This is a genomic window from Mycolicibacterium holsaticum DSM 44478 = JCM 12374 (assembly GCF_019645835.1).
Classification (GTDB): domain Bacteria; phylum Actinomycetota; class Actinomycetes; order Mycobacteriales; family Mycobacteriaceae; genus Mycobacterium; species Mycobacterium holsaticum.
This window is the reverse complement of sequence record NZ_CP080998.1, coordinates 3,677,687-3,690,060: the sequence shown is the minus strand read 5'-3', so window position 1 is coordinate 3,690,060 and position 12,374 is coordinate 3,677,687. Positions and strand designations below refer to the sequence as shown.

Annotated in this window: 12 protein-coding genes; 10 read left to right on the top strand and 2 right to left on the bottom strand. The window is 66.0% G+C overall.

Translation table 11 applies throughout. The features are described 5' to 3' along the window. The 10 genes from K3U96_RS17905 (at position 1) to K3U96_RS17860 (ending at position 10,218) form a co-directional block, all read left to right on the top strand. On the top strand, positions 1–798 hold the full coding sequence (locus K3U96_RS17905; protein ID WP_220690597.1) for an SDR family NAD(P)-dependent oxidoreductase: 798 nt from the start codon (positions 1–3) through the stop codon (positions 796–798). 10 nt (positions 799–808) lie between these two features. Further along, entirely contained in the window at positions 809–1,816 is a 1,008-nt protein-coding gene (locus tag K3U96_RS17900; RefSeq protein ID WP_069407669.1) for a dihydrodipicolinate synthase family protein, read from the top strand. Between the two features lie 85 nt (positions 1,817–1,901). After that, a complete protein-coding gene (locus tag K3U96_RS17895) occupies positions 1,902–2,750 on the top strand; it encodes an enoyl-CoA hydratase (protein WP_220690596.1) in 849 nt (282 codons plus the stop codon). Further along, positions 2,747–3,955, top strand: coding sequence for an amidohydrolase family protein (locus tag K3U96_RS17890; protein WP_220690595.1), 1,209 nt, complete (start codon positions 2,747–2,749; stop codon positions 3,953–3,955). The genes K3U96_RS17895 and K3U96_RS17890 overlap by 4 nt, the downstream gene beginning before the upstream one ends. Positions 3,956–3,958: 3 nt before the next feature. Then, the gene (locus K3U96_RS17885) at positions 3,959–5,563 is read left to right on the top strand and encodes an acyl-CoA synthetase (protein ID WP_220690594.1); all 1,605 of its coding nucleotides are present in this window, start codon (positions 3,959–3,961) and stop codon (positions 5,561–5,563) included. Next, positions 5,560–6,390, top strand: a complete 831-nt coding sequence (locus tag K3U96_RS17880; protein WP_069407665.1) for an amidohydrolase family protein — start codon at positions 5,560–5,562, stop codon at positions 6,388–6,390. Before K3U96_RS17885 ends, K3U96_RS17880 begins: the two co-directional genes overlap by 4 nt. A gap of 2 nt (positions 6,391–6,392) precedes the next feature. Then, positions 6,393–7,439 carry an acyl-CoA dehydrogenase family protein gene (locus tag K3U96_RS17875; RefSeq protein ID WP_220690593.1) on the top strand — a complete coding sequence of 349 codons (1,047 nt, stop codon included), beginning with the start codon at positions 6,393–6,395 and terminating at the stop codon, positions 7,437–7,439. Further along, entirely contained in the window at positions 7,439–8,620 is a 1,182-nt protein-coding gene (locus K3U96_RS17870; protein WP_220690592.1) for an acyl-CoA dehydrogenase family protein, read from the top strand. Before K3U96_RS17875 ends, K3U96_RS17870 begins: the two co-directional genes overlap by 1 nt. A 96-nt stretch (positions 8,621–8,716) precedes the next feature. Then, positions 8,717–9,733, top strand: coding sequence for an NAD-dependent epimerase/dehydratase family protein (locus K3U96_RS17865; protein WP_069408206.1), 1,017 nt, complete (start codon positions 8,717–8,719; stop codon positions 9,731–9,733). Next, entirely contained in the window at positions 9,730–10,218 is a 489-nt protein-coding gene (locus K3U96_RS17860; protein WP_220690591.1) for a nuclear transport factor 2 family protein, read from the top strand. Before K3U96_RS17865 ends, K3U96_RS17860 begins: the two co-directional genes overlap by 4 nt. Before the next feature lie 11 nt (positions 10,219–10,229). Here K3U96_RS17860 and K3U96_RS17855 read toward each other — a convergent pair whose 3' ends face one another. Together K3U96_RS17855 and K3U96_RS17850 are read right to left on the bottom strand one after the other, a co-directional pair. After that, the gene (locus K3U96_RS17855; protein WP_220690590.1) at positions 10,230–11,054 is read right to left on the bottom strand and encodes an alpha/beta fold hydrolase; all 825 of its coding nucleotides are present in this window, start codon (positions 11,052–11,054) and stop codon (positions 10,230–10,232) included. 97 nt (positions 11,055–11,151) lie between these two features. Further along, positions 11,152–12,300: a thiolase family protein gene (locus K3U96_RS17850; protein ID WP_220690589.1), complete on the bottom strand. Its 1,149-nt coding sequence runs from the start codon at positions 12,298–12,300 to the stop codon at positions 11,152–11,154. Positions 12,301–12,374: the final 74 nt, after the last annotated feature.

The window sequence follows — 12,374 nt, the reverse complement described above, 5'->3', positions numbered from 1 at the left end:
ATGGATCTCGGTCTGAAGGACGCGGCCGCCGTTGTGGTCGGTGGCGGCCGCGGGATGGGGCTGGCGGCGGCGCGTTGTCTGGCCGAGGACGGCGCGCGCGTTGCGGTCGTCGGCCGCACCCAGGCCGCGCTCGACGAAGCCGCCCAGGCCCTGACCCGGTGCGGGAGTCCCGACACGGTGGGGTTGGTCGCAGACACCACGGACGCCGACGCCGTGCAGCGGGTGTTCGACGAAGTCGCTCGCCGGTGGAACGGTGAGCTCAACGTGCTGATCAACGCCGTCGGCCCCGACGCGGTCGGCACGTTCGAGGAGCTGACCGACGAGCAGTGGCGCACCGCGTTCGACGGCGGTGTGATGGGCATGGTGCACTGCGTGCGCTCGGCTCTTCCGCTGCTGCGCAGCGCGGAATGGGCTCGGATAGTGAACTTTTCCGCTCACTCCACGCAGCGCCAAAGCGTGATCCTGCCCGCCTACACCGCCGCGAAGGCGGCGTTGACAAGCGTTTCGAAGAACCTGTCCCTGCTGCTGGCCTCCGACGAGATCATGGTCAACGTGGTGTCGCCGGGCAGCATCGCGTCCGAGGCGTTGGTGGGCTGGGCGGCATCGGTCGGCGTCGACGGGAAAGACCCGTATGCGTTGATGGCCGCCATCGACGAGCACTTCGGACATCCGGCCCATCTGCCCCGGGCGGGCTTACCGGACGAGATCGGCCCCGTCGTCGCGTTTCTCGCGTCGCGGCGAAATTCCTACATGACCGGCGCCAACGTCAACGTCGACGGAGGATCCGACTTCACCTGAGGAGGTCATCGTGGCGACTGCATCAGATGCGCGTGACTGGGCGCGTAATACGCTGCGCGGCATAGGCAATTCGCTCTACACTCCGTTCTGCGGCGCCGACGGCGACGATATCGACTGGGATGCCTACCGAACGTTGGTGCGCTACTGCGTCGGCGAACTTCGTCATCCGATGTTGTGGTGCACCAGCGGGATCGCCGAGTTCTGGTCGTTGACGATCGACGAGCGAAAACGCCTGCTGGAGGTGGCGATCGAGGAGGGCCGCGCCGTCAATCCCGACGTCGTCGTGCAGGCGTGCACCGCCGCGATGTCGGCCAAGGACTGTCTGGAGTTGACGCTGCACGCACAGCATGCCGGTGCCGACATCGTCTACATCCAGACCCCGATGATGGAGGCACACGGCGGGGAAGGGGTGCTGCGGTTCTTCCGCTACATCGCCGAGCGCACCGACATCGCGCTGGGCATGTTCAACTCGCCGTCGTCGGGTTACGTTCTCACCCCTGTCGAGTCGGCCCGCATCTATGCCGAGATACCCGCCGTCTGCGCGACCAAGGAAGGCGCGTTTCGGCCGGCTTCCAGCCGGATGCTGCACGAGTTGGCGCCCGGCCTGGCGGTATGGGAGTGCGACAAGATGGTCTACCGCGCCGGGTGGTTGCGGGAGGGGATCGTCGTCCCGGCCCAACTCGGCACGGCCGGCTACCTGTTCGAGACCCCGCAGCACCGCCCGTTCTCCGAATACTGGGATCTGATCGTCAACGGGAAACTGATCGAGGCGATGGACTACGCGCGCGAGTCCGGTTTGGACCGGTTCGAGAGCGACGTGAGTTCCTGGTTCACCTGCTATCCCGGTCGTCCCGACTACTTCACGCACTGGGGCGCGGCGTTCAAGTACGCGGCCTCGGTGCTGGGCCTGCCCATTGGTGCGTATCCGCATTCGCGGCCGCCCCAGGCGGAGTTGCCCGCCGCGGCCAAGGACCAGATCGACGCAGCGTATCGGCGGTTCGGAGTGGTCGACACGTAACCCCGGCCAGCCTGCGGAAGGTACTACCGATAGATGTACAGTAAGTCCCTACACCAAGCTCGAGCGGCTTGAGGAGGAGTGCCGGGTGAGCGTTGAAGACCACGTCGCGCAGCCCGTCGCGGCCGAACCGGTGCGCTACGAGGTGCGCGACACCGGTGTCGCGGTGTTGACGCTCAACCGGCCCGAGCGGATGAACGGTTGGGGCGGCGGTCTGGCCACCACGTTCTACTCCCGGATCGACGACGCGGAGGCCGACCCCGACGTGCGCGCGATCGTCGTCACCGGCAGCGGCCGGGCGTTCTGCGCGGGAGCCGACATGGGCGATCTGACCGCGATCAGCGCCGCAACCGTCGACGCCGCAGCTGACACCGACGTCGCGAAGCTCGTCGGCGCGCGCCATCCGCACTTCCTGATGACGATGCGCAAGCCCGTCGTCGCGGCCATCAACGGTGCGTGCGCGGGAATGGGGCTGACGCTGGCGTTGGCATGCGACGTGCGGTTCGCCGCCGACGGCGCCAAGTTCACCACCTCGTTCGCCCGGCGCGGCCTGATCGCCGAATACGGGATCTCCTGGATACTTCCGCGCATCGTCGGCACCGGCGTGGCGATGGACCTGCTGCTGTCGGGACGGGTGTTGTTCGCCGACGAAGCCGCACGCCTCGGGCTCGTCAACGAGGTCGTACCCGTCGAGGACCTCTTGGCGCGCGCGGTCGGCTACGCGGAGGACATTGCCGCCAACTGCGCCCCGAGTTCGCTGGCGGTGATCAAACAACAGGTGTACGCAGACACTATGCGCACCGTCTTCGAGGCAAGCGACCACGCGGAAACCCTGATGCACGAGTCGATGCAGCGGCCCGATTTCATCGAAGGCATCACGAGCTTCTTCGAGAAACGCCCACCCAACTTTCCGCCACTGAAGGGAGAGGGACAATGACCCTGGACTATCGGGCGATCGACGTCGACAACCACTACTACGAACCGTTGGACTCGTTCACCCGGCATCTGCCCAAGGAGTTCAAACGCCGTGGGGTGCAGATGCTTAAAGAAGGCAAGCGCACCTTCGCAGTGATCGGCGACCGGGTCAACCACTTCATCCCGAACCCGACGTTTGATCCGATCATCGAGCCGGGCTGTCTGGACTTGCTGTTCCGGGGGGAGATCCCCGAGGGCGTGGACCCCGCGTCGCTGATGAAGGTGGACAGGCTGGAGGACCATCCCGAGTACCAGAACCGCGACGCCAGGGCGAAGATCCTCGACAAGCAGAACCTGGAGACGGTGTTCATGCTCCCGACGTTCGCGTGCGGTGTCGAGGAGGCGCTCAAACACGATATCGAGGCGACGATGGCTTCGGTGCACGCGTTCAACCTCTGGCTCGACGAGGACTGGGGGTTCGACCGGCCCGACGGCCGGTTCCTGTCGGCGCCGATCATCTCGCTGGCCGACCCCGAAAAGGCCGTCGAAGAGGTCGAGTTCGTGCTGGAGCGTGGCGCCAAGATCGTGTGCGTGCGACCGGCGCCGGTGCCCGGTGTGGTCAAGCCGCGGTCACTGGGCGATCCGGTGCACGACCCGGTGTGGGCGCGGTTGGCCGAAGCCGGTGTTCCGGTGGTCTTTCACCTGTCCGACAGCGGATACCTCGCGATCGCCGCGTTGTGGGGCGGCAAGGCGACGTTCGAAGGCTTCGGAAAGAAAGATCCGCTGGATCAGGTCCTGCTCGACGACCGTGCGATCCACGACTCGATGGCGTCGATGATCGTGCATCAGGTATTCACCCGGCATCCCAAGCTGAAGGTCGCCAGCATCGAAAACGGTTCCTACTTCGTCTACCGCTTGATCAAGCGGCTGAAGAAGGCGGCCAACACCGCGCCGTACCACTTCAAGGAAGACCCGGTCGAGCAGCTGCGCAACAACGTCTGGATCGCGCCGTACTACGAGGACGACGTGAAACTACTCGCCGAGACCATCGGAGTGGACAAGATCCTGTTCGGATCGGACTGGCCGCACGGTGAGGGGCTGGCCGATCCCATGGCGTTCACCGCCGACATCCCGCAGTTCCCGGAATTCAGCGCCGAAGACACCCGAAAGGTGATGCGCGACAACGCACTCGAACTGCTCGGCGCGAACGTCCGGGCCGGCGTCTAGAACATGGCGGAGTGGACGATCGGCGCGGTGCTCGACGCCATCGCCGAGACCGTACCCGACCGGGTGATGACGGTCTGCGGTGCTCGCCGCAGCACGTTCGCAGAGTCCGCGCAGCGCACCCGTCGGCTCGCGAACTACCTTGCCGGACAAGGGCTCGGTGCCCACCGCGAGCGCGACGAACTGCAGAACTGGGAATGCGGACAGGACCGTGTCGCGCTGCTGATGCACAACGACCTGTATCCCGACATGGTGATCGGTTGCCTCAAGGCGCGCACGGTGCCGGTGAACGTCAACTACAACTACGCTGCGCGCGAGGTCGCCGAACTCCTCGACTACCTTCGCCCGAGCGCGGTCATCTACCACCAGTCCCTCGGGCCGAAGTTCGCCGACGTGCTACCGCCGGACTCGGCGAGACTGCTGATCGCGATCGATGACGGCGGCAACGCCGCGCCGTTGCTCGGTGCGGTGCGGCTGGAAGATGCGCTGGCGCAAGGAGATAGCGATCGGCCGATCGCACCGTCGCCGGACGACGTGTTGATGGTGTGTACCGGCGGCACCACCGGCAGGCCAAAGGGGGTGATGTGGCGGCAGAGCGACACCTATGTCATCTCGATGAACGGCGCCGACCACCAGTCCGTCGACGAGATACACGACAAGGTCCGCCACGGCGGGCAACCCTGGTTCGCGGTGTCGCCGCTGATGCACGCCGCAGGCATGTGGACCGCCTTCGCGGGCCTACTCAGCGGGCTGCCGGTCGTGCTGTACGACCGGACGAAGTTCGACCCTCGCGCGGTGTTGGAGACCGCCGAGCGCGAGAAGGTCGGCATGATGACGATGGTCGGCGACGCCTACGCCGGCCCGCTGGTGGAAGAACTTCGGCGGGGCTCCTACGATCTGGCATCGATGTTCGCCATCGGAACCGGGGGAGCGGCGACCAACCCCAAACATCAACGGGCGCTGCTGGATCTGCTGCCTCAGATCACGCTGATCAACGGCTACGGCTCCTCGGAGACCGGCAACGTGGGTTTCGGCCGCAGCCAGCGCGGCGAGCACAAGGACACGTTCGAACTCCGCGAAGGAGCGTTGGTCCTCGCCGAGGATTACCGCCGGTTTCTGCAGGCCGGTGACGAAGAGGTCGGGTTCGTCGCTCGCGGTGGGCGGATCCCACTGGGCTACTTCGACGACGAGGAGGCCACCCGCAGAACCTTTCCCGTCGTCGACGGAAAACGGGTGGTGATCTCCGGGGACCGGGGCTCGCTGGCCGACGACGGCACCCTCGAGCTGTTCGGCCGCGATTCGCTGGTCGTCAACACCGGCGGGGAAAAGGTATTCGTCGAAGAGGTCGAGGAAGTCCTGCGTGCGCACGCCTGCGTCGCCGACGCGCTGGTGGTGGGGCGCCCGAGTGAACGGTGGGGCGAAGAAGTCGTGGCGCTGATCGCACTGCACGATGACGCCGAGGCCACCGCACTTCACGACCACTGCACCTCGCAACTCGCACGGTTCAAAGCGCCGAAGGAGTTCATCTTTGTCGAGCAGGTCCGACGTCTTGGCAACGGCAAGCCGGACTACCGGTGGGCGAAAGCCACGGCACAGCAGGTGAAGGCATGAGCCGCAAAGCGATCGACTGCCTTGTCAACGTGCACTTCGGGGAGACCCAGCAGCAGCCGACCTGGATGCTCAAAGTGCGCGACGACTACTTCAAGGGGCCGGCGTCGATGTTCGCCCCCGTCGAATTGTCGGAGCTGATCGACGAGATGGACGAGCAGGGCGTGCAAAAGGCGATCCTGATGGACAGCCTGGCCAAGCCGTCGACCACGGCGCGCAAGTTCGTTGAGGCCCAACCCGACCGGTTCGCGCTGGCGATGGGCGGGGTCAACCTGCTGCGGCCGATCCCGTCGCTGAAAGAGCTCACGGCGGTGGTCAAGGATCTGCCCGTCGCCTACACCGCTGTGGGACCGAGCTTTTGGGGTGACGGCCAGTATCCGCCCAGCGATGCGGTCTACTACCCGCTGTACACCAAATGCGCCGAGCTCGAGCTGCCGTTGTGCATCAACACCGGTATTCCCGGCCCGCCCATCCCGGGTGAGGTGCAGAACCCCATCCACCTCGACCGGGTGTGCGTGCGGTTTCCGGAACTGAAACTGTGCATGATCCACGGCGCCGACCCGTGGTGGGACATCGCGATCCGGTTGTTGATCAAGTACCAGAACCTGCGGCTGATGACCTCGGCGTGGTCACCCAAGCGGCTGCCCGACAGCCTTCTGCACTACATGCGGACCCGCGGTCCCGACAAGGTGATCTACGCGTCGGACTGGCCGGTGCTCAAGATGCGCCGCCTGGTCCCCGAGGCGTTGGCGCTCGACCTGCCCGCCGAGGTGCTCGACAAGTACCTCTATCACAATGCTCAGGAATTCTTCTTCGGACAGGAGAGCTGACGATGGACCGCTATGAACTACGCAGGCTCGATTACAGCCTCTCCGAGGACCACCAGGCTTTGCAGGCGGCGTACCGGGACTTCTTCAAGACCCACTGCTCGATCGAAACGGTCTGGGCCGCTGAGGTGTCCGGGTTCGACAAAAGCCTGTGGGAACGGTTGTGCGCCATGGGGGCGACCACGATGGCGCTGCCGGAGACATCGGGCGGGGACGGCGCGACGCTGGTCGACTTGACGCTGGTGGCCGAGGAGATCGGCCGCTCGCTGGCGCCGGTGCCGTGGATCGACCACGTGTGCGCGGCCCGGTTGCTCGGTCGGCTGGATGCGCTGGAGCCCGACATCCTCAACGGCACCCAGGTGGTTGGGCTGGATACCCAGCACGACAGCACGTCCGGGACGCGGCTGGTGCCAAGCGGTTCGGTCGCCGACCACGTCATCGTGCGGGACGGAAGCGACATCGTCCGGCTCACCTTCGCCACCCGACCGGCCAAGGTCGACAACATCGGCCGGCTCCCGATGGCCTGGGTCGATTCCGCGGCCGCCGATGACCGTGCGGTTCTGGCCAGCGGCGCCGACGCGCTGGCGGCCTACCAGCGCGCCCTCGATGAATGGCGGCTGCTGTCCGGTGCCGCGCTGGTGGGCCTCGTCGAGGAGACGATGACCATCGCGGCGGAGTTCGCCAAGACCCGGTACACGCTGGGCGTGCCGATCTCCACCCTGCAGGCCATCTCGCATCCGCTGGCCAACATCGCGATCACCGTCCAGGGCGGGCGCAACCTGGCCCGCCGGGCAGCCTGGTTCCTCGACAACGAACCACACGAGCGCCCGGAGTTGGCGCCGTCGGTGTTCGTGTTCATGGCCGAGGAGGCCGCCAAGGCGGCCACCATGGCGGTGCATGTCCAAGGCGGGCTGGGGGTTTCGGCCGAGGCGGCCGCAACGGCGTATCTGGTCCGGGCCCGCGGCTGGTCGCTGGCGGGCGGTGACCCCGGCGTCACCGCCAAATACATCGCCGAAATCGTCGCGGCGCGCGAGAGCAGGGAGGCCAATTAATGGATTTCTCTCGGGTTCAGCTGACCGATGACGAGCAGGCATTCCGCGACGAGGCGCGCGCCTTCCTCAAGGAGATCGTCACCGAGGACGTCATCCGGCGTGACCGCGAAACCGGCGACAACTTCGACGAGGGCGTGCACCTGGCGCTGGGTGCCGCGGGTTATCTTGCCCGCGAATGGAAGCCGGAGTCCGAAGGCGGCTTCGACCGGGTCCGGCGGCGTATCTGGGAGCTGGAGAAGCGGCGGGCCCATGTGCCGTGGGTGACGTCGGGCACGACGTCGATGATCGCGCGGTCGGTGGAGAAGTTCGGGTCACCCGAACTGAAAGCCGAGGTGATGCCGGGGGTGTTCAGCGGGCATGTGCGGCTGTGCCTGGGCTACACCGAACCCGAGGGCGGCTCGGACGTCGCGACCTGCAAAACCCGCGCGGTGCGCGACGGCGAGGGCTGGATCATCAATGGGTCCAAAATGTTCACCACCGGCGCCCACAACTGTCAGTACGTCTTCCTGATCACCAACACCGACCCCGACGCGCCGAAACACAAGAGCCTCACCATGTTCCTGGTACCGCTCGATTCGCCGGGAATCGAGATCCAGGGCATCCGCACCGTCGACGGCGACCGAACGAACATCGTCTACTACAGCGATGTGCGTGTCGACGACAAGTACCGCCTCGGCGAGGTGAACGGTGGTTGGACGGTGGTGCGCGAGCCGCTCAACGTCGAGCACGGAGCTGTGGAAGCCGCGGCCGATGGCCTTCAGGATGTGTCGATCATGATGCACCAAGCCGGGTTCATGGCCGCCGCCGTCGACGAGGCGGCCGCCAAGGTGGCCGAGGAGGATCCCAACGGCCGCCGTCTGCTCGACGACGGATCAGTGGCCTATCGGCTGGGCCGCAGCATCGCGCGGATGGAGGCGTCGCTGTCGGCGCCGAGCATCTTCGGCCGGGTGGCACTCGCCCAGACGATGCGGGACATCTCACCGGATCTGATGGACATCCTCGGGACCGCGGCAGCTCTGCCCCTCGGCACCGACGGCGCCGCCGACGACGGTGCAGCCGAGTACGTCTACCGGTTCGCGCCGTTGGTCGGCATCTACGGCGGCACGCTGGAGGTGTTCCGCAACATGATCGCGCAGTACGTGCTTGGGCTCGGAAAACCCGTGTACGCTGCGGCCAAATAGCCACTCCTTTGCGCGAGCGTGCGTGTCAGCGGGCGACACGCCGAGAAATATCGCGACTTTGCGCACGCTCGCCGGACGCCTCGGGGAAAGGGACGTATGAAGAATTCACCGGGAGGCACCAGCCGTCGGGCGCTGGTGATGGGCGCCAGCGGCTTTGTCGGATCGCACGTCGTGCGCAAGCTCGTCGAGCGTGGCGACGACGTACGGGTGTTCCTGCGCAAGACCAGCTCGACGGTGGCCATCGACGACCTCGACGTCGAACGCTGCTACGGCGACCTCTATGACGAGGCGGCGCTGCGCGCGGCGATGGCCGACCGCGACGTGGTGTATTACTGCATCGTCGACACCCGCTTCTACCTGCGTGACCCCGCACCGCTGTTCGAGACCAACGTCACGAGCCTGCAACGCGTGCTCGATGTCGCCTCAGACGCCGATCTGCATCGGTTCGTCTTCTGCAGCACCATCGGAACCATCGCGCTCGGCAACCCCGCCACCGAGGACGATCCGTTCAACTGGCACGGCAAGGGCGGGGCCTACATCGAATCCCGGCGGACGGCCGAAGACATGGTGTTGCAGTACGCCACCGACGGCAAGGTGCCCGCGGTCGCGATGTGTGTTTCCAACCCGTACGGGCCGCGCGACTGGCAGCCCAGCCAGGGCATGATGGTGAAATACGCTGCGCTGGGCAAGATCCCGATGTACGTCAACGGGGTGTCGACCGAAGTGGTCGGTATCGAGGACGTCGCCGACGCATTCCTGCTCGCGGGGGAGCGCGGACGAATCGGCGAGCGCTACATCATCTCGCAGACATACATGTCGATGCGGGAGCTGCTCCATACCGCGGCGACGGCGGTGGGAGCCAAACCACCGAGGTTCGGCGTCCCACTTCTGGCGATGTACACCGTGGGGTTCATCGCCGGTGTCATGTCCAGACTGCTGCGGCGTGACCTGCCGATGAACGTGACCGGGGTGCGCCTGCTCCACACCACCTCGCCCGCCGACCACAGCAAGGCGAGACGCGAGTTGGGCTGGCAGCCGCGGCCGGCCACCGAGTCGATTCGGCGGGCAGCGCAGTTCCATATCGAACGCGAAAACGGAACGTACGCCGCATGAGCGCCGAAGCGCTGCTCGACATCGAAGCGATCAAGCAGCTGAAGGCGCGCTACTGCCGGCATCTGGACACAAAGGACTGGGCGGCGTGGCGTGGCCTGTTCGCCGACGACTTCATCAGCGACACCTCCGCGGCCGGTGGCAAGGTAATCGAGGGCGCCGACGAGTTCGTCACGTTCACCCGCAAGAGCCTGCGCAACCAGGCCACCGTCCACCAGGTGCACGCACCGGAGATCGAGTTGGTCACAGCGACGACGGCGCGCGGGGTGTGGGCGTTGGAGGATGTGGTCCGGTTGGGTCCCGGCGTGAACCTGCGTGGGTATGGGCACTACCACGAAACGTACGAGAAGGTCGACGGGCAGTGGCATTTCAAGACGTCCACTTTGACCCGGCTTCGCGAGGACGTGTTCAACGGCCTTGTCTCGGTGTACATCTCCGATCGGATGCGCCGGGCCATCGGCAAGGTGGCGCGCCGCGCGCTGAAATGATCAGCGGCGCCTCAAGACCGGATGAACTCGAGTAGGTCGGCGTTGATCGTGTCGGCGTGGGTGACGAACGCGCCGTGCGGGTAGCCCGGGTAGGTCTTCAGCGTTCCGTTGGGCAGCAGCTCTGCCGACAACGGCCCGGAGTTCGCATAGGGCACGATCTGGTCGTCCTCGCCGTGCATCACCAAGACGGGGATAGTGATCTGCTTGAGATCCTCGGTGAAGTCGGTCTGCGAGAACGCCACGATGCCGTCATAATGCGCCTTGGCGCCGCCCATCATGCCCTGGCGCCACCAGTTCTCGACGATGGCCTCGGACGGCTCCACGCCGGGGCGGTTGTATCCGTAGAACGGCCCGGACGGTAACGCGCGGTAGAACTCCGAGCGGTTCGCCGCCAATTGGGCCTGCAGGTCGTCGAACACAGACTTCGGCAGCCCGCCCGGGTTGGCCTCGGTCTGCACCATCAGTGGTGGCACCGAGCTGATGAGCACCGCCTTGGCGGCGCGTTCTTGGCCGTGCCGGGCGAGGTAGCGGGTCACCTCGCCGCCGCCGGTGGAGTGCCCGATGTGCACCGCGTCGTGCAGGTCGAGGTGTTCGACCACGGCCGCGAGATCGTCGGCGTAATGGTCCATGTCGTGTCCGTCGTCGACCTGAGCCGAGCGGCCGTGCCCGCGGCGGTCGTGGGCGACGACGCGGTAGCCGTGCTGCAGAAAGAACAGCATCTGGATATCCCAGTCGTCAGCCGACAACGGCCAACCGTGGCTGAACACGATCGGCTGACCCGAACCCCAGTCCTTGTAGAAGATCTCGACGCCGTCGCTCGTGGTGATGGTCGGCATGTGTGCGCCCTTCCTCAGGTGGTCCGGGCAGAAGTCTGCCACGCCACGGACCGCGGCGCGCGAGAACGTCTCGTGGCGCGCGACGAAACGCGAGCGATCAGGTCGTGAGGATTGTGGCCGCCGCGGTACCGGGCGCGCCATAAAGCTGAGCGAACCCGACCTTCGGCTCGCCGGGCACCTGGCGCTCACCGGCCTCACCGCGTAGTTGGCGCACCAACTCGTGGATCTGGCGCAGGCCCGACGCCCCGATCGGCTCACCGTTGGCGATCAGCCCGCCGTCGGTGTTGATCGGCATCGCGCCGCCGATCTCGGTGGCCCCCTCGGCCAGCAGCTTTTCCTGCTCACCGTCGGCGCAGAAGCCGCACTCGGCCATGTGGATGATCTCCGCGCCGGCGTCGGTGTCCTGCAGTTGGATGACGTCGACGTCGCGCGGTGCGACACCGGCTTTCTCAAACGCGGCGCGCGCTGCGTACACGGTCGGTGCGACGTCCTCGTCGACCGGTGCGAACGTGGTGTTGACCTCGTAGGCGCCGTAGCGGCGGGTTCGCACCTCGACGGCGCGCAGGTACACCGGTTTGGACGTGTACCGCTCGGCGATGTCGGCGCGGCACATGACGACGGCTGCCGCTCCTTCGTCGGGCGCGCAGAACATGTACTGGGTCAGGGGATAGTTCAACATCGCCGAGTTGAGAATCTGGTCTTCGGGTATCGGCTTGCGGCGGAACGCGTTCGGGTTGCGTTCGCCGTTGCGAAAGTTCTTGGCGGCCACCTTGGCCAGCGTCGCCTGGCTGATGTTGTGGTCGTGCAGATACTTGTTGGCTTTCATGCCGAAGAACTGGGTGGTGAGGTATTGGCCGTTCTCGGCGTACCAGCTCGGCATACCGACGAGGGCGGGATCCTCGGTGAACGCCCCGCGCGGATGCTTGTCCAAACCGATCGCGATCCCGAGGTCGTAGTCGCCCAAGCGGATTCCGTCGGCACACGCCTTGGCGGCACTGGCGGCCGTCGCGCACGCGTTGAACACGTTGGTGAATGGAATGCCCGACAGCCCCACCATGCCGACGATCGCGTCGGGGTTGGCCACCGTCCAGCTGCCGCCCGTGGCGAACTGGATGTCCTTCCATTGCACGCCCGCATCATCGACGGCGGCGAAGATCGCATCGACACCCATCTCCATGGCGGACTTGCCCTCGAACCGGCCGAACGGGTGTAGGCCCACCCCGATGATCGCGACATCGTTGGACATGTGGGGTTCCTCCGTTGGTCCGCGGCTGGCAGGTCATACCAACGGTAAAGATTACAGTATCCCCAGTGGTTCGG